General features: G+C 68.3%; 20 protein-coding genes. 2 read left to right on the forward strand and 18 right to left on the reverse strand.

What is annotated here, in order from left to right; genetic code table 11:
• Window positions 1–161: 161 nt before the first annotated feature.
• The 16 genes from DDE13_RS09285 to DDE13_RS09360 all read right to left on the reverse strand — a co-directional run bounded on the left by DDE13_RS09285 (window position 162) and on the right by DDE13_RS09360 (window position 18,679).
• Window positions 162–3,344 carry an efflux RND transporter permease subunit gene (locus DDE13_RS09285; RefSeq protein WP_111403715.1) on the reverse strand — a complete coding sequence of 1,061 codons (3,183 nt, stop codon included), beginning with the start codon at window positions 3,342–3,344 and terminating at the stop codon, window positions 162–164.
• A 40-nt stretch (window positions 3,345–3,384) separates the two neighbouring features.
• Window positions 3,385–4,455 (reverse strand): efflux RND transporter periplasmic adaptor subunit, encoded by a 1,071-nt coding sequence (locus DDE13_RS09290; RefSeq protein WP_162630925.1) that lies wholly within the window; start codon window positions 4,453–4,455, stop codon window positions 3,385–3,387.
• Between the two features lie 223 nt (window positions 4,456–4,678).
• Window positions 4,679–5,389, reverse strand: a complete 711-nt coding sequence (locus tag DDE13_RS09295; protein WP_111403718.1) for a Crp/Fnr family transcriptional regulator — start codon at window positions 5,387–5,389, stop codon at window positions 4,679–4,681.
• An 82-nt stretch (window positions 5,390–5,471) separates the two neighbouring features.
• Window positions 5,472–6,176 (reverse strand): RraA family protein, encoded by a 705-nt coding sequence (locus DDE13_RS09300; RefSeq protein ID WP_111403719.1) that lies wholly within the window; start codon window positions 6,174–6,176, stop codon window positions 5,472–5,474.
• On the reverse strand, window positions 6,163–6,876 hold the full coding sequence (locus tag DDE13_RS09305; RefSeq protein WP_111403721.1) for an alpha/beta fold hydrolase: 714 nt from the start codon (window positions 6,874–6,876) through the stop codon (window positions 6,163–6,165). Before DDE13_RS09305 ends, DDE13_RS09300 begins: the two co-directional genes overlap by 14 nt.
• The gene (locus DDE13_RS09310) at window positions 6,873–7,994 is read right to left on the reverse strand and encodes a cobalamin-independent methionine synthase II family protein (RefSeq protein WP_111403723.1); all 1,122 of its coding nucleotides are present in this window, start codon (window positions 7,992–7,994) and stop codon (window positions 6,873–6,875) included. Before DDE13_RS09310 ends, DDE13_RS09305 begins: the two co-directional genes overlap by 4 nt.
• 22 nt (window positions 7,995–8,016) lie before the next feature.
• Entirely contained in the window at window positions 8,017–8,982 is a 966-nt protein-coding gene (locus DDE13_RS09315; RefSeq protein WP_111403725.1) for a cupin domain-containing protein, read from the reverse strand.
• 148 nt (window positions 8,983–9,130) lie between these two features.
• Window positions 9,131–10,120, reverse strand: a complete 990-nt coding sequence (locus DDE13_RS09320; RefSeq protein WP_111403741.1) for an ester cyclase — start codon at window positions 10,118–10,120, stop codon at window positions 9,131–9,133.
• Window positions 10,117–11,136 carry a LacI family DNA-binding transcriptional regulator gene (locus DDE13_RS09325; RefSeq protein ID WP_111403727.1) on the reverse strand — a complete coding sequence of 340 codons (1,020 nt, stop codon included), beginning with the start codon at window positions 11,134–11,136 and terminating at the stop codon, window positions 10,117–10,119. The genes DDE13_RS09320 and DDE13_RS09325 overlap by 4 nt, the downstream gene beginning before the upstream one ends.
• Entirely contained in the window at window positions 11,136–11,909 is a 774-nt protein-coding gene (locus tag DDE13_RS09330) for an SDR family NAD(P)-dependent oxidoreductase (protein ID WP_111403729.1), read from the reverse strand. The genes DDE13_RS09325 and DDE13_RS09330 overlap by 1 nt, the downstream gene beginning before the upstream one ends.
• Window position 11,910: 1 nt before the next feature.
• Complete coding sequence (locus DDE13_RS09335) at window positions 11,911–12,966, reverse strand: ester cyclase (protein WP_235868650.1); 1,056 nt, start codon at window positions 12,964–12,966, stop codon at window positions 11,911–11,913.
• The gene (hisD, locus tag DDE13_RS09340) at window positions 12,963–14,291 is read right to left on the reverse strand and encodes a histidinol dehydrogenase (RefSeq protein WP_111403731.1); all 1,329 of its coding nucleotides are present in this window, start codon (window positions 14,289–14,291) and stop codon (window positions 12,963–12,965) included. Before hisD ends, DDE13_RS09335 begins: the two co-directional genes overlap by 4 nt.
• Window positions 14,292–14,328: 37 nt before the next feature.
• Window positions 14,329–15,210 (reverse strand): carbohydrate ABC transporter permease, encoded by an 882-nt coding sequence (locus DDE13_RS09345; RefSeq protein WP_111403733.1) that lies wholly within the window; start codon window positions 15,208–15,210, stop codon window positions 14,329–14,331.
• Window positions 15,210–16,235: a carbohydrate ABC transporter permease gene (locus DDE13_RS09350; protein ID WP_111403734.1), complete on the reverse strand. Its 1,026-nt coding sequence runs from the start codon at window positions 16,233–16,235 to the stop codon at window positions 15,210–15,212. Before DDE13_RS09350 ends, DDE13_RS09345 begins: the two co-directional genes overlap by 1 nt.
• A gap of 83 nt (window positions 16,236–16,318) precedes the next feature.
• Window positions 16,319–17,545 carry an ABC transporter substrate-binding protein gene (locus DDE13_RS09355; RefSeq protein ID WP_111403736.1) on the reverse strand — a complete coding sequence of 409 codons (1,227 nt, stop codon included), beginning with the start codon at window positions 17,543–17,545 and terminating at the stop codon, window positions 16,319–16,321.
• Between the two features lie 66 nt (window positions 17,546–17,611).
• Complete coding sequence (locus tag DDE13_RS09360; protein WP_111403737.1) at window positions 17,612–18,679, reverse strand: ABC transporter ATP-binding protein; 1,068 nt, start codon at window positions 18,677–18,679, stop codon at window positions 17,612–17,614.
• Between the two features lie 118 nt (window positions 18,680–18,797).
• Here DDE13_RS09360 and DDE13_RS09365 point away from each other — a divergent pair, with 118 nt between their 5' ends.
• Window positions 18,798–19,835 (forward strand): ester cyclase, encoded by a 1,038-nt coding sequence (locus DDE13_RS09365; RefSeq protein ID WP_111403738.1) that lies wholly within the window; start codon window positions 18,798–18,800, stop codon window positions 19,833–19,835.
• 24 nt (window positions 19,836–19,859) lie between these two features.
• Here the strand turns inward: DDE13_RS09365 and DDE13_RS09370 are convergent, their stop codons facing one another.
• Together DDE13_RS09370 and mdoH are read right to left on the reverse strand one after the other, a co-directional pair.
• Complete coding sequence (locus DDE13_RS09370) at window positions 19,860–20,471, reverse strand: YceI family protein (protein WP_235868651.1); 612 nt, start codon at window positions 20,469–20,471, stop codon at window positions 19,860–19,862.
• 22 nt (window positions 20,472–20,493) lie between these two features.
• On the reverse strand, window positions 20,494–22,287 hold the full coding sequence (mdoH, locus tag DDE13_RS09375; RefSeq protein ID WP_111403739.1) for a glucans biosynthesis glucosyltransferase MdoH: 1,794 nt from the start codon (window positions 22,285–22,287) through the stop codon (window positions 20,494–20,496).
• 185 nt (window positions 22,288–22,472) lie between these two features.
• On the opposite strand from mdoH, the gene DDE13_RS09380 reads away from it, so the two are divergent.
• Window positions 22,473–23,510, forward strand: a complete 1,038-nt coding sequence (locus tag DDE13_RS09380) for a glycosyltransferase family 4 protein (RefSeq protein WP_111403744.1) — start codon at window positions 22,473–22,475, stop codon at window positions 23,508–23,510.
• Window positions 23,511–23,752 lie beyond the last annotated feature (242 nt).

Genomic DNA, 23,752 nt, shown 5'->3' on the forward strand with positions numbered 1-23,752 from the left:
GAACGCGCCAACCGGATCCGCAGGCCGCGGGCCGATGCGACTGGCTTACCGGGGTCACGGGACCCATTCGCCCCGGTCGCCCGTGAAGCGCGGGCTGCCCTGATCGCCCCGATCCGCTCTCCAACCGGATCGCACCCGGCGGTTTCAGAGGGTGGGCGCGCCTATTCCGCTGGCGCCGCCACCGTTCCGGCGCCCTGTGCCGCGTCCTCCGTCACCGGCGCGACGAGGCACAGACGCAGCAGCGGGGGGACGGTCAGCAGGGTCAGGAAGGCCGACATGGACAGACCGCCCACGACGACAGCCCCCAACCCGCGGTACAGCTCCGACCCCGCGCCGGGGAACACCACCAGCGGCAGCATTCCGCAGACGCTGGTGAGCGTCGACATGAAGATCGGGCGAATGCGGTTGCGCGTCGCCTCCTCGATCGCGTCCACGGGGGTCATGCCGTCTTCGCGCAGGTGATAGAGCGACTGGTGCACGATCAGGATCGCATTGTTGACCACGATCCCCACGAGGATCACGAAGCCCAGAAGCGTCAGCATGTCCAGCGGCTGGGTCTGGAATGTGTTCAGCAGCGCAAGCCCCCCCACGCCGCCCGCCGCCGCCACGGGCACCGAGATCATGATGACCAGCGGAAGGATGAACGACTCGAACAGCACCGCCATGACGAGGAAGACGATCACCATCGCCACCGCGAGGTTGATCTGGATCGCGTCCCAAGTCTGGCTGAGCTGGTCGGCGGTGCCCGATACCGTCAGGCGCACGCCGTTGGGCAGGCCCTGCGCCTCCAGCGGCGAGATCACCTCGGCCTGAAGCAGTTCGACCGCCGATTCCAGCGGCAGGGCGGGCGAGGGCCGCACCTCCAGCGTGATCGTGCGCAGCCGGTCGCGGTGGCGGATCTCGGTCGGACCCGCGGTCACACGTACCTCGGCCAGCGCGCCCAGAGGCACGATCTGGCCCGATGGCGTGACGATGGGAAAGCTCGCCACGTCCTGCGTGCGCCGTCCCGGCTGGTCCGCGCCCATCAGCGTCAGGTCCCGCCGTTGCGCGCCGATGGTGATTTCCGCCACGCGCAGCCCGTCGTTGAACGCGTCCACCGTCGCGGCGATATCCGCCGTGCCGACACCGGCATCGGACAGCCGCACCCGGTCCGGGATGACCCGCACCTCCGGCGCACCCAGTTCCAGTCCCGGAATGGGGCGGAACTGGTGACCCTCGGACCGGGGCATCAGCCCCGCGATCATGCCCGCGGCCTGGCCGGCCACGCCAAGGATCTCGTCAAGGTTCTGTCCTGACACGTTCAGTTCGATCGTGCGCCCCCCGCCGACGCCGCGCCCGAACAGCGACGGCTGTGTCATGAAGCCGAAGGTGCCCGGCTCGGCGAAGATCGGCCGGGACAGGAGCGGGATCAGCTCTCCCACCCGCTCGCCATCCACCGCCGCGGCGCCGACGAAACTGTTGCCGGGCAGGGCCACGAAGAAGAAGCTGTCGATGCTGGGTTGGCCATCCGCCGTGGCCGGTTCGGGCGCGGCTTCCCACAAGGGGCGGGCCGTGTCCTCGATCCGTTGCGCGATGGTTTCCGTCGTGTCGAGATTGTAACCCGGCGGCGGGATCATCAGCCCGAACACGAGGTTTCGGTTGCCCTCGGGCAGGTATTCCAGCTTGGGCAGGGCCATCCAGGCTGCCGTGCCTGCCCCGCCCGCGATGACCGCCACCATCGCAAGACCCACGGCGCGGTACCGCACCGTCATGCGCGTATAGGCCATCACGGCCGCCTTGAACGCGGCGCCGAAGTGGTCGATCACCGGCAGGCGCAGGGGTTTCTGCCCCGCCTCGCCCCCGCGCAGCAGCCGCGAGGCGAGCGCGGGGATCACCGTTACCGCCACCGCCAGCGACAACAGCACCGACACGGAAATCGCCACGGCGATGTCGCGGAACAACTGCCCGGCCTCAAGCTCCATCACGAGGATCGGGATGAATACCATCACCGTGGTCAGTGCGGACACGAGGATCGCGCCCCAGACCTGCCGCGCGCCGTGATACGCGGCCTCGCGGCGGTTCATGCCGGTCTCGCGCAGGCGGTAGATGTTTTCCAGCACGACGATGGCCGCGTCCACGATCATGCCCACGGCAAAGGCGATGCCCGCCAGCGAGATCACGTTCAGCGTGCGCCCCGTCGCGGCCATGGCCACGAAGGTCGCCACGATGGACACCGGGATCGCCAGGCTGACCACGAGCGTCGCCGCCGGGCTGCGCAGGAACAGCAGCAGAACACAGGCCGCGAGCAGCCCGCCGATCCAGATGTTCTGCACCACGAGGTCAATGGCGCCTTCGATATAGACCGTTTCGTCATAGACCTGCTGCATGCGCAAGCCCTCGGCCGCGACGGGCCCATCGGCAAGCTCCGCCAGCACGACGCGGATCTCGGCCATGGTTTCGATCACGTTGGCGCCGGTTTCGCGAACGACGTTCACCGCCATGGCGGGCTCGCCCTTGAACCGGATGCGCGCCGAGGGTTCCTTGTAGCCGAAGCGCACATCGGCCACGTCGCCCAGCCGCAGCCGTCCGCGCGGGCCGGTCAGGGTCTCGCCGCCCTCGGAGCGCAGCACCACGTTACGCACCGCGTCGACAGTGTTCAGACTGCCTTCCGCGCGCACGACGTAGCGACGCTTGCCCTCGTCCACATCGCCCGCCGACAGGGTGATGTTCTCGCTGCGCAACAGGCTGACGATTTCGGGGATGGTCAGGCCATAGCGCGCCATGTCGTCGGGCCGCACCACGATCTGCAATTCGCGGCTGACGCCGCCGAACACGTTGACGGCGGACACGCCGGGCACCCGCTCCAGCCGTTCCTTGACCACGTCCTCCATGAAATCGCCGAATTGCGGCATCGGCGTGGTCACACCCGGTTCGCGGGTCACGGTAATCCACGCGATGGCGCTGTCATCCGCGCCCGAGGTTTCCAGCGTCGGTTCGCCCGCTTCCTCGGGATAGCCGCCCACGCGATCGAGCCGGTTGGAGACCAGCAGCAGCGTTTCGGTCATGTCCGTGCCGACCGCGAATTCAAGCGTGACCTCCGCCTCGCCCGTCTGCGCGCGCGACGTCATGATGTCGAGCCCGCCGATCCCGCGCAGCGCCTCTTCCTGCGGGTTGACGATTTCGCGCTCCACCTCGATGGGCGCGGCGCCGGGCCATGCGGTCTTGACCACGACCACCGGTTTGCGCACGTCGGGCGCAAGCTGCACCGGAATGCGGCTCAATGCGAGCGCGCCGAACATCACGGCCATGACCACGACCGCCATGATGGCGACGGGGCGTTCGATGGACAGGCGGATCGGGTTCATGATGCGCTCCGGGGTGAGGCTGGTTGTGTCGGCCGACGGGTCAGTTGGTCCCCAGCCGTTCCTGCGCGTCCGGGGTGTCCTGCGGGCCGCCGTTGGCGCTGATGGGCTGCGGGGCAATCTCCTGCATCGGGCGCAGCCGTTCGTTGCCACGCACCACGACCTCGTCGCCCGCGGCAAGGCCCGACAGCACCTCGAACCGGTCGCCGAAACTGTCGCCGAGCGTGATCTCCCGCGGGACGGCCTTGCCGTCTTCGTGGACGAAGACCGACCACGCGCCGCGGGCCTGCATCACTGCGTCCTTCGGCACCAGCAGCACGTCGCGCGGCACGTCGCGGGGCACTTCCAGCGTCAGGGTCTGGCCCACCGCCACCCGCCCGTCGAGCGCGCCCATGTCGCCGGTCAGGCGCACGGGCCGGGTCCGGGTTGCGCTGAACTCGGTCGGCAGCACGGCGCGCACGGTCAGCGGCAGGGGGGCGCCATCGGCGCGCACGCCGCGCAGTTCCATCCCCGGTGCCAGTGCCTGGATGTATTCGGCGGGAACGTTCGCTTCGATCTCCAGATCGTCTATGTTCACCACGCGGGCCACGGGTGCGCCGACCTGCACGTATTCGCCCGGGTCCACCATGACCTGCAGCACAGTGCCGGAAAACGGCGCGCGCAGCACGGAACGTTCCAGGTCATAGGCCGCGCGGTCGGCGGCCACCTGCGCGTTCATCAGCCGCGCCTGCGCCTGGGCGAGACTGCCGCGGGCCTGCGCCACGGCGCTTTCGCGGTCGTCGTACTGGCCCTGGGAAAATGCGGAGGTGCCGCGCAACCCTTCGACCCGCGCAAAACCGCGCTCTGCAAGGGTCAGTCCGGCCTGCGCGACCTCGACCCCCGCTTCCGCCTCGGCCAGTGCCGCGCGCTTGCTGCGCAGTTCCAGTTCAAGCAACTCGCGGTCGAGCACCGCCAGCATGTCGCCTTCGTCAAGCTGCGTGCCGACATAGACGCCGATCTCGGACACGACCCCGGCCACGCGCATTGCAACGTCGCTTTCGTGTGTCGCGACGACCTGTCCGAAGATCGACACGGTTTCGGATACGGATCGCCGTTCGACGGTATCGATGGTCACGGCCGCCGGGCCATCCTGCGCGTGCGCGCCGATCGCAGTCGCGGCGTACAGAAATACGGCGGAAAGAATGAGATGTCGCAAGCCGATGCCTCCGCGTAAACTGTCAGGGCAGATAGAGCAAACGCGTCAGTATGAAAGCACAAATCAGTGTCTTGATGACGCCCGGGCGGTGCATGCCGTCGAAACGGGCGTGGCACCTCGGTGGCGCTGCCGCACCGGGCGGTCAGATTCCTTCCAGAAGCCCCGCCACGTTTTCTATGGTGACCTTCTGGCGGCGAGCGCTGATCACGCCGCTCTTGCCGAGGCGCGCGATGACGCGGCTGACGGCTTCCCTGTTGGCGCCGACGAAGGCGGCCATCGCTTCGTGCGTCGGGGCGGGCTGAATTTCGCCGCCAGGCTTGAGCTGTTCGCGTTCCTGCGCCAGCCGCATCAGCAGCATCCGCACGCGGGTTTCCACATCATGCACGATCAGCCCGACGACCCGTTCGTTCAACGCGCGATTGCGAGCCGAAAGTTCGATGGCGATGTTGCGGAGGATCTGCGGTTCGCGGTCCATCCAGCTCGTGAAGGCCGCGTGGGGCAGGCGGGCCACACGGCTCGGTTCCGTGACCGACACGGTGATCGACCGGGGGCTGCCGTCCAGCGCGGCAAGCTCTCCGAAATAGGCAAGCGGCCCGAATTCCATGAAGGACACCTGGCGTCCGGCCTCGGTCAGCATCATGCCGATCGCACGGCCCGACAGCATCATGTAGACATCGCGGGAGCTTTCGCCCTGTTCGACCACGATCCGCCCTTCGTCGAAGGACTGTTCGGTACAGTCCGCGGCGATCCGGCTCAGCGTGTCCGGGTCGACCCCCGCGAACAGCGGCATGGACACGAGGCAGGTCGGCGCAAGCGCGCGCCCCGATGTGGTGCGTGTCCCGAGCTGCGGCATCTTCAACCTCTCCTTGAAAAGAAGACCGTAGCATCGATGCGACCCATCGCAAAGCCGACATGGGCGCACTGTTGCCGTGCGTTCAGGTGCGGGCGGCCTCGAACGCGTTCCATGCCGCTTCGAAGCGTGCGAAATCGAAACCGGGCGCACGGGCCGGGTCGAGGATCAGCCGTTCCGTCGCCAGCAGCTTGTGGATCGCGTCTGCCAATCGATCCAGGCAGGCGAGCGGTATCACCAGCGCCCCGTGCCGGTCGGCGTGGACCAGATCGCCGTCGGCCACCGAGAGCCCGAAGACCGTCGCGCCAGCGCCCACGTCACGCACATGCACGAATCCGTGGCTGGGGCCGATCGATCCGGCGATGACCGGGAACCCGTCGGGCAGGTCGCCCAGGTCGCGCATCACCCCGTTGGTCAGCGCGCCCAACAGGCCCAAGCCCTTGTGCACGGTCGTGTTGATCTCGCCCCAGAAGGCCCCGATGGCCGCCGTGCCGTCCACGTCCTCGACCACGGCAAGGGCGGGCCGCGGGCCGGTCGCCATGTGGCGGTAATAGTCCATGCGCCGCGCGCGGATCACTTCGGGCGGTTCGGTTGGCGGCGCGGCGGCGGCTATGCGGGCGGTGCGCGCGAAGCCGACGATGGCCCCTGCCGCCGGATCGCTGCACAGCACGGTGCCGCGGGTGAAGGCGTCGAAACCGCGCTTGCCCTCCACCACCTCGATGGCGTTGCACACGGTCGGCGTGTCCACCTTTCGCAAGAGCGCGAGCAGGTCGTCGTCAAGCGGTGCCATGGTCGGTCTCCTCCAGCCAGCGCGCGAGGGCTGCGCCGGTCGCGTCGGGTTGTTCTAATGTGGGCAGGTGTCCCGCGTCGTCGATCACCACGAGCCGGGACCGCGGCATGAGGTCGTGCATCAGTTCGTGGCGCGCCAAAGGGCAGAGCGCGTCGTCGCGCCCGCACAGCACGAGCGCCGGGATGTCCAGCCCGCGCAGCGTGCCGGTCTGGTCGGGCCGGTCGCGCAGGGCAACGGACTGGCGCACGAACACCTCCGGCCCCAAACCCAGCGCCATGTCCATGCACAGATCGAGAATCGCCGCCCGCCCGGGGCCGTCCGCGAGGTAGTTCGGTTTCATCTCGTCGCGCATGACCGTTTCCAGCCCGCCAGCGCGCACCCGGTCGATCTGCGGCCCGCGACGTGCGCGGACCTCCGGGGCCTCGGCCTGTGGGTTGGTGTCCATCAGCGCCAGTCCGGCAACCCGTTCCGGCGCCTGTCGCGCGACCTCCATCGCCACGATCCCGCCCATGGACAGGCCCGCCATGGCGAAACGCGGGGGCGCCATTGCCAGCACGTCCCGCGCCAGCGCGGCCATGGTGTCGGACCCTGTCACCGGCGCCACGATCACGGCGCGGTTGCGTGACAGCACCGCAAGTTGCGGCGTGAACAGGCGCGCATCGCACATCATGCCCGGCAGAAGGACAAGCGGCAGGGTCATCCCACCCGCGCCGCGCCCTCGGCCATGGCGGCAAGCTTGGCGTAGGCGATGTCCGGGTCGACTGCGCCGAAGCCCGCGAAGGTGCCGAAGCCGCAATCGCTGCCCGCGATCACCCGATCCGCGCCGACGATATCGACGAAACGCTGCAAGCGCTGCGCCACGAGATCCGGATGCTCCACGAAATTCGTCGTGGTGTCCACGACGCCGGGCACCAGCACCTTATCGTCGGGAATGTCGGCTTTTCGGTCGCGGAACACGGCCCATTCGTGGCCGTGCCGGGGGTTCGAGGTCTCGAACAGCACATACCGCGCCCGCGCCTGCATAAGCGTGTCGAACATGGTCGCCATCGGAATGTCGCAGACATGCGGACCTTCGTAGTTGCCCCAGCAGATATGGATGCGCACGCGCTCCGCAGGGATGCCCTCCAGCGCGTGGTTCAGTGCCTCCACATGGGACGCGGCGATGCGGACGAATTCGGCATCTGACAGATCCGAGAACAGCATGTGCCGCGACAGCGCCAGATCCGGGCAGTCGAGTTGCAGATCCAGCCCCGCCGCAACGATGGCCGCGTATTCCGCCTTCATCGCGTTGGCGAGCGCCGCGAGATACGCCTCCCGGGTCTTGTAATGGGCGTTGGGCAGAAAAAGCGCGATCACGCCGGGCGAGGCCGCGTTCATGAAACCGTGCGGGATTCCATGGTCTTGCATGGCGACCTTCAGGTTGGCGATATCCGCCTCCAGCTCGCCGCCGCCCTTGGGGCGCACGTCGCCCACGCATTGTGGACGGGCGTATTTCGGGGTTCCGCCGCTTTCTGCCAGCCGCTTGAGGAAACCGGGAAAAAGCTTCAGGTCGGCGGGCGCGTTGCGCGGGCTGTCGCCGCCGAATCCTTCATACCGATCCTTGACATAGGTGGCATAGCTTATCTTGGACGTCTCGCCGTCCGACACGATATGGATGCCCGCCGCCTTCTGTCGGGCGACGGTATCGGACACGGCCTCGGCCATGCATGCGGCGAAGGCGGCGGGGTCGTAATCCTCTCCGCGCTCGCGCGCGAAAAGGAAATCGACCACCGGCTGGCTGCGGGGCAGGCTGCCCACATGGGTCGTCAGAACGGGCATGTCTTCTCCTTCGTCGCTGGGATCAGCCGCGCCACGTGGGTCCGGCAGGATCGGCGGTGCCAACCACATGGTAAAGTGCCGCCTCGCCCGACATCGACGGAACGGCCGCGTGTTCGACCCCCTCGGGCACGCTCATCGTGTCGCCGGGCGCGAGGATCGTCGTGCCGCCATCCCACGTCACGCGCCAATGCCCGCGCACCGGCATCAGGACCGAAGGCCGGTCGTGGCGGTGCGGTGCATCGCTGGCGGACGCCCGCGTGACCAGATGCACCTCGAAGCCGGGGCGGTCCGGCAGCAGCCCGTCGGCGCCGATGACCTTCACCGGGTCGGGGTCGGCCATTGCCGCCATGTCCCAGTAGCGCGCGACATGGTTCGGGATCACCTCCGCCGCCACGGGTTCGGGGAACGCGGCCAGTTCGGCATCGCTCGGGACCGGCATGGGGCCAACACCGTCAGGGAGTTGCTGGCCCTTCTTCGTGTCATAAAGCCGCCCCTGTTCGGACAGCACGAGACCATGGTCGCGCGCGTCCTCGATCACCTGCGGCGCCCAGATCACGCCGCCGCCCGCGTCGTCGCCGCCGAGGATCGCCATGATCATCCCGTAGTCGGTGCCGATATTCTCGAACCCACGAAAGATGCCGGTCGGGATGTTGAAGATGTCGCCTTCCTCCAGCACGACCGACCCGGCATCGCCCCAGCGGCCCCAGAAGAACCGCCAGCGGCCGGACAGCACGAAGAATACCTCGGCCGTGCGGTGGCTGTGCAGGCTGTTGCGGCAATGGGGCGGCTGGCCCGCCGCGCCGATGTTGAACCCATGGGGGATCGCGATGTGGACATGCTGGTCGGGGCTTTCTGAGACGCCGCCGCCGATGATGGTGAAATTCTCCTTCTTGTCGCTGCCGGGCGTGTGGGCGTCGATGAACGCGGTCTTGCAGGGCCGCAGCTCACCGTAGCGGACGATGCGATCTGTCAGATCGTGGGATGTCATTGGATTACCATTATTGTCATGCAGTTGAAGGGCGAAGCTGAGGCCAGCGCCGCCCCTGGCGGTCGCAGGTTCAGCCGCTGCGCACGCAGGCTCGCGCGGTGGGCGTGGAACCGCCGCGCGACTTCGCTGTGCGTCAGACGGCGGGCCATCACACGGCGCCCGTATGCATGAGGATCTGCTTCCAGATCGCTGTTTCATCGAACAACGTCCATTCGCGCCGTAGAAGGACTGGGCCGCTCCCCAGCCGCCCGAATTCCCCATGCGTGATGCCCATCACGTGCACCGGCGCGCCCGTGGGCGCACCGAAACGGCCCCAGCCGTCATGGGTGCCGGTCAGGCTCCAGCGGATGGCGGCGCGCGGCGGCATGTAGGGGTCGTCGCGCCCGATACGGTGATGGATCGCGAACGCCGCCGACGGGAAGGCGGCGCGCAGCCCCATCCAGAACCGGTCCGCCGCATCGTGCCCGTGCCCGGTGACCCCGCCGGGATATTCCAGATGCGCCGCGCGGTCGTAGACTGTCGGGATCGCGGCCATGTCGGCCCTCATGATGCGTGTCAGAAGATCCGCCAGCCGCCCGCCCCATGCGTTGTCGTTGCCGCCGCCGGCATATGGGCCGGGCTGGTCGATGGCCGGGGCGAAGGTCGGCGTGCAGGCGCCGGGTCCGCCCTCGCGTGTGATCAGGTCACGGGCGTAGTCCTGCGGCGTCCATCCCATCTGGCGCACGATGGCGCCCTGGTCGCGGATCAGCCATTCGTCGTCGATGCGGTTGTCCTTCGCGTGACAGTCCGCGAGGATGCGATAGGTCAGCCGCCGCCCCGTCGCGGGACCGTAAACGCCTTCGCCGGTATGGGTCGCGGTGGACAGGATGCGGTGCGACGACAGCATCCCGTCCTCGGGCGTGCCCGACCAGATCACGTCCTCCCCCAGCAGCGTCCGGTCGGGAAACTCGGCCAGCGTCGCCATGGTCGCCGCGATCACCCCGCCATTGCCATGGGTGATCCCGCCGGGCGTCCGCACGACGATGTCGGGCGCATAGTAATCGTGCAGGGTGGCGATCCCCCGATCCTCCCAGATCTCGCGGGTCACGCGCAGGATGTAGTCGGAGAAATCGGCGAATTTCGGGTCGAAACCTTTCATGATGTCCATCCTTCAGGCACGCGGGCGGAGCCGCGCAGGATCAGCGGGCCGTCGATCTCGATCCGCTGCGGCGCGCGGTCGGGGTCGTCGATCTGGTCCAGAAGCGTGTCGACCGTCGCGGCGATCATCCGGTTTAGCGGCTGGCGCAGGGTGGTCAGGTCATAGGCGCCCCACGCTGCCAGCGGCACATCGTCGTAACCGACAACGGATATGTCCCGCCCCGGCACCAGCCCGGCAGCGCGCAGCGCGTCGATCACGGCGAAGGCCATATGGTCGTTTCCGACGAAAATCGCGTCAGGACAAACATTTGCATCCAGAAGCTCGCGGGCACAGCCCATCGCCGCCTCGCGGCTGTACATGCCGTCCATCACCGCGAGCGGCGCAAGCCCTGCCGCATCCATCGCATCCAGGAACCCGGCTTGCCGGTCCTGGCCGGTGGAGCTGCCCTGCCAGCCCGCGATATGGGCGATGCGCCGGTGTCCGCCCGCAATCAGGAACTCGGCGACCTTGCGCCCCCCGGCGCGGTTGGCCGAGGTGACGGCAGAACAGGACGGCAGATCCTGCCCGCGGTTGAACAGCACCACGGGCACGCCCGCCGCCTGCGCCCGCGCCGCGAGGTCCGAGCCGAGCGACACGGACGCCGCGACGATCCCGTCCACCTGGTAATCCATCAGGTCCTCCATCACCGCATCCACGCCGTCGGTGGAGTTTGGCGTGGTGAAGATGAGGATCCGGTAACCACGATCCTGCAGCGCCAGCGACAGCCGTTCCAGGGCCACCGGGTAGAACTGGTTCTCGAGATAGGCGACCACCAGCCCGATGATCCGGCTGCGCCCCGATACCATGGCGCGCGCGAGCACGTTGGGGCGGTAGCCCAGCTCCTCCGCCGCGCGGCGCACCTTTTCGATGGTCTTGCGCGATGCCGATGCGCCGGGCGTGAAGACACGGCTGACCGCCGACTGGCTGACGCCTGCGCGGGCCGCGACCTCGGCCGATGTGACCTTGACCCCGCCCATCAGCCCGCCGTCCAGCCCCCGTCGATCATCAGCGCCGTGCCCGTCACCAGAGCCGCCGCGTCCGAAGCGAGCCAGACCGCGGCACCCATGATGTCCTCGACCTCGCCCGCGCGTCCGAGCTTGATCTTGCTTTCGATCCATTTGCGCTTGTCCGGGTCGTCGAAAGTGGGGCGCGTCAGATCGGTCAGCACGAAGGTCGGGCAGATCGTGTTCACGCGGATCTGCGAAGGGCCCCATTCGATCGCCATGGCCTTGGTCATGCCCTCGACGGCGTGCTTCGACGCGCAATATGTGGCCCGGTCGACGCCGCCTACATGGCCCATCTGCGACGAGATGGTGATGAGCGACCCGGGCCGTCCCGCCGCCAACAGACCGCGCGCCACGGCTTGTGCCAGGAAATACGCGCCGCGCAGGTTGATGCCCATGACGGCGTCGAAATCCGCCGGAGTCGTTTCCCGCGCCGGGCCATGCCGCGCAAGCCCCGCGGCGTTCAGGAGGATGTCGAACGGCCCGGCATCGGCCACTGCCGCCGCCGTCGCGTCCGCATCCGCGATGTCGAGCGGCAGCGCGTTCGCGTCCCAGCCCCGCGCGGTCATCTGGTCCGCCAGTTCCGTCAGCGCCTCGGCCCGCCGGGCGGACAGGGTCACCGCCGCCCCCGCTTCGGCCAGTGCCGTGGCGCACGCGAGCCCGATGCCTGACGACGCGCCCGCCACCAGCGCGCGCTTGCCATCCAGCCGGAAGGACGGGGTGCTGGGCAGGGTGTCGGTCGTCATGTCAGCGCTCTCCCACGGGGAAAGGCGCGCGAACGGGCACCCGCGCCTTGGTCATCTCGCGCATCCGCGCCAGCACGTCGACGCCCGTCTGCCGATGCGCGTCCAGCAGGTCCACCAGAACCCAGTTTTCGCGAATCAGCCCGCCCTCCAGCCGCCAGAAATCGAGGCTGCGGAGCGTGATCTCCCGCCCGGCCGGGGCGATGCCGAGCCAGCCGTCATGGCTGAGCGTGAGCCGCATGTTGGGCCAGCCGGTTTCGCAGACGTAATCCCCCGCGGCCACCCAATGCGACCCAAGATCAGCACCGCTGTCGAGCCGCCGGTCGGGCATGGCGCGCAGGAAGGGGATCTGGTGCCAGTTGCGGAAGCCCGCGATGCCCCGCGCGGTGCCGATGCCGGCGGGTCCATACCACAGGCAGGCCGGGTGCCAGTAGCGGTCGAGCCGCATCACGGCGGGGTCCGGGTCGGCGGGATGGCGGCAGAGGTCGGTCAGCATCGCCTGCACGTGGGCCAGCGCCGCCGCCCCGTCGCCCGAAACGGCCAGCCCGTCGCCCGACATCGGCGCGGGCGTGCACAGGAACGCGCCCAGTTGCGGCACCATGGGCCATGCGCCCGCCTGCATCATCAGTTCGGGAATGTCCCAGATGATCTGCGCCTCGGCGATGCGGTCGTCCTCGATCCGGTAGAACTCGTGGTAGCGCATATGTGCGAGGTGCCCCGTCGGCGGGATGCCGAGGAACGGCCCGGCGAAGGTGCCCATGTAATTGCCCATACACCCGACCCAGTCGGCGCCTTCGGGCGTGCGCCCCGCCATAACGATCATGTCGCGCCGTTCCAGGTCGGGCATGGCGTCCGCGAGCGGCCCGAGAGCCGCGTCCCAGAACCCCGCGCCCCCGGTCACGTGGCCGAACGGGTGGCACAGGTGCAGCACCGCATCGGGGGCGACGGCCGCGATCACCGCGTCACGCGCGGCGGCGGGCTGCCCCGAAGCAAGGGCTGCGCGGAACGGAACGAGGCTGCGTTTCAGGTCCGCCGGGGCGATGGCCGCGTCGATGGTCACTCCGCGGCCTCCACCGGCTGCGCCGCCGCACCATAGGCCACGTTTCGGCCGCCATAGCGGCGCACGCGGACATTACACTGCTCGGCATGGCCGACGAACCCTTCGAGCATGCAGAGCCGCGAGCCATAGGCACCGATCTCCGCCGCCGCCGCATCGGTCAGCACCTTCTGATAGGAATGGGTCTTGAGGAACTTGCCCACCCACAGCCCGCCGGTGTAGCGCCCGGCCTTTTTCGTGGGCAGCGTGTGGTTCGTGCCGATCACCTTGTCGCCGTTGGCCACGTTGGTGCGCGGCCCGAGGAACAGCGCGCCGTAGCTGTGCATGTGGTCGAGATACCAGTCGTCCCGGTCCGTCATGACCTGCACGTGTTCATAGGCCATGTCGTTGGCGACACGCAGCATCTCGTCGTGGCTGTCGCACAGGATCACGTCGCCATAATCGCGCCAGGACACCGACGCCGTGTCGGCTGTGGGCAGGATGGCGAGCAGCCGGTCGATCTCGGCCAGCGTGCCCTCGGCCAGTTTGCGCGAGTTGGTGATGAGACACGCGGGGGAGTTGTAGCCATGCTCGGCCTGACCCAAGAGGTCGGTGGCGCAGATTTCCGCATCCACGGTGTCGTCCGCGATCACCATGGTTTCGGTCGGCCCGGCGAACAGGTCGATCCCGACACGCCCGAACAACTGGCGCTTGGCCTCGGCCACGAAGGCGTTGCCGGGGCCCACGAGCATGTGCACCGGGTCGATGGTTTCCGTCCCGATGGCCATGGCCCCCACCGCCTGTATACCGCCGAGACACAGGATTTCATGCGCGCCGCCCATGTGCATGGCGGCGACGATGGCCGGATGCGGTTCGCCCTTCACCGGCGGGGCCGAGGCGACGATCCGCGGCACCCCCGCCACCGACGCCGTCAGCACCGACATATGCGCCGAGGCGACCATGGGAAACTTGCCGCCCGGCACGTAGCAGCCCACGGATTGCACGGGGATGTTGCGATGCCCGAGGATGACGCCGGGAAGCGTTTCGACCTCGATATCGGTCATGGAGGCGCGCTGCGCCTGCGCGAAGCGGCGGATCTGGTCCTGCGCGAAGCGGATATCGGCCATGTCGCGGGCCGACACCTTCTGCATCGCGGCCTCGATCTCGGACGGGCTCAGGCGGAACCGTTCGGGGGTGTAGCCGTCGAACTTCGCGCTGAGATCCCGCACGGCAGCGTCGCCGCGCGCCTCGATATCCGCCAGCGTGGCCTCGACCGTCGCGCGGACCTTCGCATCATCCTCCGCCCGCTCCGCATCGGGTTTGCCGCGCTTGAGATGTTCGATTGCCATGATCCCGGCCCCTTGAGTCTGAAGATGTCGTCTGCGATCAGCCTTTGACCGCGCCCGCGGTCAGGCCGCTGACGATCTGGCGCTGGAACACCATCACGAGCACGAACAGCGGTGCCGTGGCCGACACCACCGCGGCGACGGCGAACATCACGTTGCCCTCCGTGTAGGTCGTCCCGAGAAACGCCGCGATTTCCGGCACCATCGTGCGGTTGCTTTCCGACAGCAGCATCGAGGTCACCGCGAAGTCGTTATAGGCCAGCAGGAAGCTGAACAGCCCCGTGGTGATGACCCCCGGCCACATCACCGGCACGATCACGTGCCGGAACGCCTGGAACTGGGTGCAGCCGTCCACCTTGGCGCTTTCGTCCAGTTCCTTGGGGATGTTCTGGAAGAAACTGTGCAGCATCCACAGCGTGAAGGGCTGGTTGATCGCGACCAGCACGATGATGGTCGTGGGCAATATGCCCCAGACGTTCCATTCGAAGAAGGGCAGCATGTAGCCCGCGACCAGCGTGATCGGGGGCATCGCGCGAAAGATCAGTGCCGTGATCAGCAGCCAGAATGTGTAGCGAAAGCCCGACCGCGACAGCGCGTAGCCGCCTAGCGTGCCGATGGTCAAAGACGTGCACACCACGAAGAAACACACGATGAAGGTGTTGATGGCCGCGCGCCAGAATTCCTCCTGCACCCATGCGCCTTCGTATCCCGCGCCGGTGAAGGCGCTGCCATGGGTCTCCTGCGTGCGCGGGCCGGTCAGCGCGTCGGTCCAGTTGGTGATCGAGAAGAAATCCAGCTCGACCTTGAACGACCCCCAAAGCGTCCAGAGGAAGGGAAACGCCGCGAGCGTCAGCCACACCGCCACGAAGCCGTAGGTCGCGGCGCGCAGCGCAAGGGGCGGGGTCTGTGCCTTGGATGCCATCAGGTCTTGCTCCGGAAATCGCGCCACGTGCGCACGAGCACCGGCGACAGCAGGATCGCCACACCCACGATGGTGATGACCGAGGTGGCGGCGGCGGCCGAGAGTTGCCGCGTTTCGCCGCCAAGATCGTTGAAGATGATCCAGGACAGCGACGTGGCGTGCGCCGCGGCGTTGAACCCGACGATGGGTTCGAACATCCGGAAATTGTCCATCAGCTGGATCAACGCCACGAAGGTCACGAGCGGCATGAGATGCGGGATCACGACAAACCGCACCTGATCCCAGCGCGAGGCACCGTCGATCTGCGCGGCCTCGATCTGGTCCTTCGGCAGGGTCTGCAGCCCGGCGTAAAACACGACGAAGGCGAAGGGCGCCGAATGCCACACGCCATAGACGATCAGCATGACCCATGTCAGCGGCGTGGACGCCTTGAGCGACAGGTCGGGATCGTTCGCCAGCCATTGCAGGAAGTTGCCGATGATGCCGCGGCTGTCCACCATCCAGAACAGGATGAGCGAGCCGACCAGCGGCGTGACGATCATCGGCAGGAGCGAGAAGAAGATCACCAGCCCCTTGAGCCGCCGATTGAGCGCGTTGACCGCCAGCGCGATCACCAGCCCCAGCGCGATCAGAAGCGGCGTGCAGGCGAAGGTGTAGGTCAGCGTGAAGGCCATCGCCCGGTAGAAGGGCAGGTTGCCCAGCCCCGAGACGAACGCGCTGATGCTGTCGGTTTCCGACCAGAGCGCGCCCACTTCGGCCACCGCGAGATGCCCGCGGTCGAGATAGATGTCCCAGCCCACGAAGCGGCCCAGCGGACGCTCGGCCCGGATCTCCGCCGTGGCTTCCTGGTCGATGATGGTTTCCGTGGTGCACCCGAAGGGCCCGCAGTTTTCAACCTCGATCAGCACGGCCTCGTGCGGGGTGTGCACCGATTGCAGCACCACGGACACGATCGGGGCGGCGATGAACAGCAGCATCGCCAAACCGGTGGGCAGGAAGAACCAGAAGAACGTGCGGTGTTTCATGGCGCGCTCCGGGGCGGGCGGTCCGGCGGCCTGGGCCGCCATCGGGCGGGACGGACGGGGCGCAGGGCGCCCCGCAGCGGGATCTACTGCAGGTAGCCTGCTTCGCGGGCTGCGGCGCGATAGGCCGCCTCCACGTCCGCCAGCGCCTGTTCGGCGCTTTCGCGGCCCTGCATGAAATCGTCCAGCTCCGCCCCCAGTGCCGTGTGCATCAGTCCCATGTAGGGCAGCATCGGGTAGGGCGCGGTGCCCGCTTGCGCGGCATCAAAAACGCCTTCGGCGGCGGGGGTGGGTTCATATCCTTCGATCAGCCAGACAGCCTGCGTGGCGACCTCCTGATCGTCGAGGATCTCGGGGCGGATGCCGTGCATCAGCGCGATGAATGTCGACTCGGCCTCTGCGTCCGGGATGTTCTTCGCCACGGTCCAGCCATCCCACCACAGCGTCGAAGCTGGAATGTCCCCGCCGCCCACGGTCAGGGGGCCGCCGATGGCGAACCCGGCGGCGACCTCGGGGGGCACGCCCTCGGCCGTGGGCAGGGTGGCGGCGCGCGAGCCCCACATGTTCATCAGCGCCACGTTGCCCGCGCGGAATTCCGCGTTGGTGGCGTTGCTGTCATGGGTCAGGAAATCGGGGTTCATGTATTCCGACAGCGCCTTCATCATCTCCAGCGCGTTCACGCCCGCCTCGGAATTCACCGACGGCTCGGCGCTGCCGGGCACGAAGAACTGCCCGCCAAAGCCGAGATGCATGTTGACGAATTCCTGTGCGAGGTTCCAGCCCGCGGCATAGGCGCCGCCGATCGGGTGGTCCATGATACCGGCGGAACGGATCGCCTCCGCCGCTTCGAGCATCTCTTCATAGCTTGACGGCGGTTCCAGACCGACATGTTCGAGCACATCCGCGCGATAGACAAGGTGCTGGGCGTTGGCCATGAAGGCCACGGCCATGACCTGCCCGTCGATGGTGATAAGCTGGTTACGCAGGAGTCCCGCGCCGTGCTTTTCCACCAGATCGTCGAGCGGGCGGATCACGTCCGCGTTCATCAGCGCCACGATGGACGAGTTGGCGATCACGGCCGATGTGTATTCGGCCGGGTTGCCCTGCATGCCGGGCAGGTTGATCTGCTGGTGATCAGCGGTCAGGTTCGTGCGCACCTCCGCCCCGGTGCAGGCCTGCGCACCCGCGCCCACGGTCTGGATCGCGGGAAACTCGTTGCCGATGATGCTGACGCGCGCGGTGATCTCGCAAGCGGCGGCACCCTGGGCGGTGGCCGCGAACCCCGCGGCGAGAAGGATCGGTCCCAGCTTCATGTCGGTCTCTCCCTGTTATCTGTCTGGGCAGCCCAGCGGGCGTGGCCCGGTCTTTCGGTTGTTGCGTCAGTCGCCGACCCGCGCCCCGGTGGCGGTGTCGAACAGGTGGCAGTGATCGGGCGTGATGCGGATCGACACCGGGTCGCCGATCTCGGCGCGATAGGTCTTGTCGGTCTTGGCGCTCACGAGCGCGCCGCCGATGCGCAGGGCGACCATGGTGGCATCGCCCAGCAGTTCCAGCGTGTAGATCGGCCCGGTGATCGCGCCGCCAGCGCCATCGCCGTCGCCGCCCGCGCCGACCGTGGCGTCCTCGGCCCGGAAGCCCAGCGTCACCGGCCCGTCCGGCCCGGACAGCCCGGCGATCCGGGTGTTCTGCGCGGTGAACACGCCGCCCGCCATCTGCCCTTCGATCAGGTTCATGGCCGGGTTGCCGATGAAGCTGGCGACGAAGGCGTTGGCGGGGCGGTCGTAGATGTCGGTGGGCGTGCCGACCTGTTGCACGACGCCCTTGTTCATGACCACGACCCTGTCGGCCAGCGTCATCGCCTCGATCTGGTCATGGGTGACGTAGATCGTCGTGACCGATAACTCGTGGCTGAGGTTCTTGATCTGCGCGCGGGTGGACACGCGCAGCTTGGCGTCGAGGTTCGACAGCGGTTCGTCCATCAGGAACACGTTGGGTTCGCGCACGATGGCGCGGGCCAGCGCCACCCGTTGCCGCTGCCCGCCCGACAGCTCCGCAGGCTTGCGGTGCAGGAAATCGTCCAGTTCCACCATGGCGGAGGCGCGGCGCACCTTTTCGTCATGGCCCGACGGGTCGATCCCGCGCACCCGTAGCGGGAAGCGGATGTTTTCATAGACGTTCATGTTGGGGTAAAGTGCGTAGCTCTGGAACACCATGGCGACATCCCGGTCCTTGGGTTCCAGATCGTTGACCACGCGCCCGCCGATGGAGATCTCGCCTTCGGTCGGGTCTTCCAGCCCGGCGATCATCCGCATCGTCGTCGTCTTGCCGCAGCCCGACGGCCCAAGCAGCACAAGGAATTCGCGGTCTGGAATGGTCAGGTCGAATTTCTGGACGCCCACGAAACCGCCCCAGCGCTTGGAGACATTGCGCAACTGGATCTCGGCCATGGGCCATTCCTTTCCGCCTCGCGACACCCGCAACCCCGGGATGAAAAAGACGCTAGACGCGGTTCGCGGCACGGGGCAAGCTATTTTTGCATACGCATGCAAAAAGGTTTCGCGGCCCATGACCGACCTTCAATATGCCAAGCAGATCGTGCGCGCTCTTCACGAAGCGCTGGACACATGCCGGGGCATTGATCTCGCTCGGGAACTCGCGGCGCGCACCGGCCCCGCATATCTCTGGCGCGGCTACCATCCGTTCGGCGAGTTGCATGGGGCAGAAACCGTCGCCGCGCGGTTCTGGCTGCCGCTGCACGACGCCCTGCGGCACATGCGGCGGCGCGAGGACATCTTCTTCGCGGGCACGAATCGACTCGCGGGCGACGACGGGGTCTGGGTCGTGTCGATGGGCCACCTGATGGGCCTGTTCGACGCACCATGGCTGGGGCTACGCCCGACGGGAAAGCTGACCTTCCTGCGCTACGCGAGTTTCGACCGCGTCGCGGACGGCATCGTGACGGACACCGCCATGTTCTTCGATCTGCCGCATATGATGGCGCAGGCGGGCCAGCCCGCATTCGCGGCGCAGACGGGCGCGCACCTGGTGCAGCCGGGTCCGGCGGGCCATGACGGGCGGTTGCTGGACCCCCAACCGCCGGCAGAGGGCGACGCGACCATGGACCTCATAGCCCGGATGATCGCCGATCTGGGGCAGTGGCGGTCCGGCCTGCCGCTGGAGGACGAACTGGCCCGCACCTGGGCGCCCGACATGCTGTGGTGGGGGCCCGAAGGCATCGGCGCGACCTACACGATCGCGCGTTACGCGGCACAGCATGCCCGCCCGTTCCGGTCGAGCTTTGCCGACCGCTCGTCCACGTCCCATGTCGCGCGCGTGGCGGAGGGCCTTTTCGGTGGCTTCTTCGGCTGGCCCAACTTCACCGCGCGGCCCACGGGCGGCTTCATGGGCATGCCCGGCACGGGGCGGTCCGGGGAATTCCGGGTCATCGACATCTATCGCCGCAATGGCGACAGGCTGGCCGAAAACTGGGTCTTCATCGACCTGCTGCATTTCTGGGCAGGGCAGGGCGTCGACCTGCTGGCCCGCGTCACGGACGGGGCCGCGCCGTCCGTGCAGGGGCAGGCGCCCGCGCCGATGCCGTGAACGCGGCGGCGCGGGCGCGGACGGTCATTCGGCGGCGAGCGCCTCCGCCTCGATGATGATGTCGACCTGGTCGCCGACGATACCGCCCCCCAACGCATAGGTGCTGCCGAAATCGCTGCGCAGTACGCTGCCGCGCGCCGAGATGCCCACGGTCTCCTTGCCATGCCCGAACGGGTATTCGGCGACCTTGTTCAACGTGACGTCTAGGGTCAGCGGCGCCTCGGCCCCGCGCAGCCCCAATGTGCCGGTTACCGTGCCGGTCGTGTCGGTCTCCGGCTCGCCGCCCTCGGCGGTGAACACCATCTCGGGCTGCTCGTCGGCCCAAAGGAAATCCTCACTCATGATGTGCTGGTCGCGCGCATCGATGAAGGTTTCCACGCTGGCGATGGGCACGCTGACACGAACCTCGCCTAGCTCCTGCGTTTCGGCATCGTACATGAAATGTCCGCTCACCTCGGTGAACTGGCCCAGCACCTTGGCATAGCCGACATGGTCGACCATGAACGCGACCACGGTGTGTTGGGGGTCCAGTTCATAGCGCGTCATCTCGGCCTGCGCGGCCATGGGTGCCGCACCCAGCACCAGCACGAGCGCGGCGGCGTTCCGGGGCCGCCCGAGGGTCGTCTTGAACGTCATGGTGTTTCCTCCTGTCAGTGTTTCATGCGGCGCGGCGCAATTGCCGCCCCGTGCGCGGCCGGGTACCGCCGTCCCGGCTGTCGCGTTCCTCCGGGATGGCGAACAGTCCGGTCTGTGCCGTCCATGCCCCGGCCCGCGGCCATGTTGTCAGCACCGCGACCGGCACCGCCAGCACCAGCGCTGCCAGGACGGGCAGGGCGAACCACATCGCCCATGGCGCGGTGGCGACCAGCCAAACGGTCAGCGACACCCCGGCAACGGTCTGCGGCCAGAGCGAACGCGCAGCCTCGGACCAGCGCAGCCGGTCGCGGTCGCGCGACTGTGCGTCCCACGCCATGCGCCGCCCCATGGCCAGCCGTACCACGCCAAGCGTGATGGCAAAGGCCACCGCGGGTGCGATCAGCATCGAGAACACGGTTTCTGCCGCCGCACCCAGAACGACCCGGCCCCGGCCGCCATAGCGCGCCGCTTCGGCACGGCTGACCAGCACCTGCGCCAGTCCCATCGCCTTGGGCGCAAGGTTCAGCGCCATCACGGCCGCGAAGAACGCCAGCCCTTCGGCCAGCGGCACATCGGCGAATTGCTGCCCCGTGCCGGCAAGGCCCGCCCCGATCAGCATGAAGGCGAACCACGCCGCAGGGCTGACATACATCAGCACCGCAAGCGCCAACTGGACCCGGCTCAGCGGCTTCAGCCCCGGCAGAGCGAGCAGCCGCAGGTACTGCATGTTGCCGTTGCACCAGCGCAGTTCGCGCGCGATGAAATCGGGCAGGGACGGGGGGTTGTCCTCGAAGCTATCGTCCTCGTCGGCCAGCACGCGGGTCTCGAACCCCGCGCGGCGCATCAGCACCGCCTCCACCTGGTCGTGGCTCATGATGTCGCCGGCCAGCACGCCGCGCCCCGGGATCGGTTCCAGCAGGCAGTGGTCGTGGAACGGCGCCATGCGGATCAGCACGTTATGGCCCCAGTTCGGCCCGCAATCCCCCTGCCACCAGGCCGAGCCCAGCGTAAAGGACCGCATCCCGTGGCGCATCCCGAACTGGAACGCGCGGGTGAACAGGCTGCGCGCGGGCGTGCCCACGACCAACCCTTGCAGCATGCCCGCCTCGGGGCTGGCCTGCATGACGCGCACCAGCCGCAGCACGGCCTCGGCCCCCATGACGCTGTCGGCGTCGAGCGGCAGGAAGAAATCGTAATCGTCCCGGCAGCGGCGCACGAATTCCGCGATGTTGCCCGCCTTGAACCCGGTATTTTCGGACCGGCGCCGATAGAAGACCTGCACGCCGGGCGCGCGCGCGCGCCACGCGGCGACGCTGCGTTCCTCGCGCGCGGCGATGGCCGGGTCGCTCGTATCGCTCAGCACATGAAAATCGAAACGCGTGCCGTGGGCGGTGCGCCACAGGGCACGCTGCACCTGTTCCAGCCGGGCCAGCGCCGCCTCCGCGCTCTCGTTGCGCACGGGCATGACGATGGCGGTGCGTGTCGTGATCGGTTCCGACCCCGTCACGCGGGCCAGTTGCGGCGTGACGGCCACGGCCGGATCGGCATGGCGGAGGGTCAGCACCAGCCCGATCACCGCGTTCCAGAACCCGATGGCGAGCCACGGAAGCGTCAGCACGAAGGGCACGAGCATCACGATCTCGGTCCGGACCAGCCCGCCATAGCCCATCAGCCGCAGCATGCCCGCGAACAGCACCGCACAGGTCGCCGCCACGAGCGCGAGCATGACCGCGCGGCGCCGGGCCATCGCGGGCGGGCGCAGGGCCGCGCCGTCGGGGCGGCGGTCGCGATCGAAGGTCAAGACGGTGGTGGACATGGTCACCTCGTAGCAAGCTGGCACCGTGGACAACCCGACCCGGTGCATTTATCGACACTTGAGGCGTGTAGACGCAAAGGCAACGGACACGACATGGGTTTCACGGCTTGTTCAAGAGGTTGTGCAAGGAATCGCCGGTTTGGAGGCCGCCCGGCGACTTTCCGCGCGGGACGCGCAGCGCCGTGATGCGAAAGGCGGCGCTTGCCCTGCCCGGCAGCATCGACGCGCGCACCGGCGGGACGATCTACGACGCGCGCGTGCTCGATTCCCTGCGGGTGGCAGGGCGTGACATGGCGCTTCTGGAACTGCCCGGCGGGTTTCCCTTCCCCGATTCGGCGGCGATGGAAACGGCGCTCGCGCAACTGGCCGCGCTGCCAGCAGACCGGCCAGTGATCGTGGACGGCCTGGCCTTCGGGGCGCTCGACCCCGCCGGCATCGACCGGATCGCGGCGCCGATCGTCGCGCTCGTCCATCACCCGCTGGCGCTGGAAACCGGGATGCCCCCGCAACAGGCCGCGCATCTGGCCCGGACCGAGGCCGCGAACTTGGCGCGGGCCGCCCATGTCCTGGTGCCCAGCCCGCACACCGCTGCCGTGCTGCAGCGCGATTACGGCGTGGCCGCGGACCGGCTGACCGTGGCGCGCCCCGGCATCGACAGGTCGGGCACGACGCCACGGCCCGTATCGCCGCCCCTGATCCTGTCTGTGGGGCTGCTCGCCCCGCGCAAGGGGCATGACGTGCTGCTCCGCGCTTTGGCCGCGATCGCCGACCGGGACTGGCAGGCGGTGATCGTGGGGCGCGACCATGACGGGCGCACCGCCGGGGAACTGGCCGGGCTCGCGCGGGATCTCGGGCTGGCGGACCGGGTCCGCTTCGCCGGGGAACTGTCGCAGGGGGCGCTGGATGCGCTCTATGCCGCGGCGTCGGTCTTTGCCCTCGCCACGCGCTACGAAGGCTACGGCATGGTCTTTGCCGAGGCGCTCGTGCGCGGTCTGCCCGTCGTTTCCTGCCGCACGGGCGCGGTGCCCGATACCGTACCTAAAGGCGCCGGCGTGCTGGTGGCGGTGGACGACGTGCCCGCTTTCGCCGCCGCGCTGGCCCGGCTGCTCGACGATCCGGCCCACCGCGCGGCGCTGGCGGATGCCGCGGCGCGCTACGGCGTGACCCTGCCGGATTGGGCCGATACCGCCGCCCGGTTCGGCGCGGTGCTCGACAAGGTCTGAGCGCGCCGCTTCCCCGGAATTGGCGAGTTCGCGGCGACAGAGCGCCCGGCGCAGACTGGTCGAACCTGTCAGTCGATGGAGATGCCCGTGCACCGCCTGTACCCGGAAGATGCCCACGCCGACGATGCAGCCCGCGCCGCGCCCGTGTCCCGGCCACAGGGTGGTGATGCGCTTGACGCGCTAGGCCGTGTCTGCATTCATCTGAGCCAGTCGAGGGCGGAGACGAGGAAGACGAAGCCCAT

The sequence above is a fragment of the Meridianimarinicoccus zhengii genome (assembly GCF_003254465.1).
Lineage (GTDB): Bacteria > Pseudomonadota > Alphaproteobacteria > Rhodobacterales > Rhodobacteraceae > Meridianimarinicoccus > Meridianimarinicoccus zhengii.

Coding starts and splice junctions, on each gene's coding strand:
- DDE13_RS09350 (WP_111403734.1), bottom strand. CDS start 16,235: ATGAAACACCGCACGTTCTTCTGGTTCTTCCTGCCCACCGGTTTGGCG.
- DDE13_RS09355 (WP_111403736.1), bottom strand. CDS start 17,545: ATGAAGCTGGGACCGATCCTTCTCGCCGCGGGGTTCGCGGCCACCGCC.
- DDE13_RS09345 (WP_111403733.1), bottom strand. CDS start 15,210: ATGGCATCCAAGGCACAGACCCCGCCCCTTGCGCTGCGCGCCGCGACC.
- DDE13_RS09305 (WP_111403721.1), bottom strand. CDS start 6,876: ATGACCCTGCCGCTTGTCCTTCTGCCGGGCATGATGTGCGATGCGCGC.
- DDE13_RS09330 (WP_111403729.1), bottom strand. CDS start 11,909: ATGACGACCGACACCCTGCCCAGCACCCCGTCCTTCCGGCTGGATGGC.
- DDE13_RS09285 (WP_111403715.1), bottom strand. CDS start 3,344: ATGAACCCGATCCGCCTGTCCATCGAACGCCCCGTCGCCATCATGGCG.
- DDE13_RS09365 (WP_111403738.1), top strand. CDS start 18,798: ATGACCGACCTTCAATATGCCAAGCAGATCGTGCGCGCTCTTCACGAA.
- DDE13_RS09325 (WP_111403727.1), bottom strand. CDS start 11,136: ATGGGCGGGGTCAAGGTCACATCGGCCGAGGTCGCGGCCCGCGCAGGC.
- DDE13_RS09360 (WP_111403737.1), bottom strand. CDS start 18,679: ATGGCCGAGATCCAGTTGCGCAATGTCTCCAAGCGCTGGGGCGGTTTC.
- DDE13_RS09310 (WP_111403723.1), bottom strand. CDS start 7,994: ATGCCCGTTCTGACGACCCATGTGGGCAGCCTGCCCCGCAGCCAGCCG.
- mdoH (WP_111403739.1), bottom strand. CDS start 22,287: ATGTCCACCACCGTCTTGACCTTCGATCGCGACCGCCGCCCCGACGGC.
- hisD (WP_111403731.1), bottom strand. CDS start 14,291: ATGGCAATCGAACATCTCAAGCGCGGCAAACCCGATGCGGAGCGGGCG.
- DDE13_RS09300 (WP_111403719.1), bottom strand. CDS start 6,176: ATGGCACCGCTTGACGACGACCTGCTCGCGCTCTTGCGAAAGGTGGAC.
- DDE13_RS09315 (WP_111403725.1), bottom strand. CDS start 8,982: ATGACATCCCACGATCTGACAGATCGCATCGTCCGCTACGGTGAGCTG.
- DDE13_RS09380 (WP_111403744.1), top strand. CDS start 22,473: ATGCGAAAGGCGGCGCTTGCCCTGCCCGGCAGCATCGACGCGCGCACC.
- DDE13_RS09370 (WP_235868651.1), bottom strand. CDS start 20,471: ATGACGTTCAAGACGACCCTCGGGCGGCCCCGGAACGCCGCCGCGCTC.
- DDE13_RS09295 (WP_111403718.1), bottom strand. CDS start 5,389: ATGCCGCAGCTCGGGACACGCACCACATCGGGGCGCGCGCTTGCGCCG.
- DDE13_RS09320 (WP_111403741.1), bottom strand. CDS start 10,120: ATGAAAGGTTTCGACCCGAAATTCGCCGATTTCTCCGACTACATCCTG.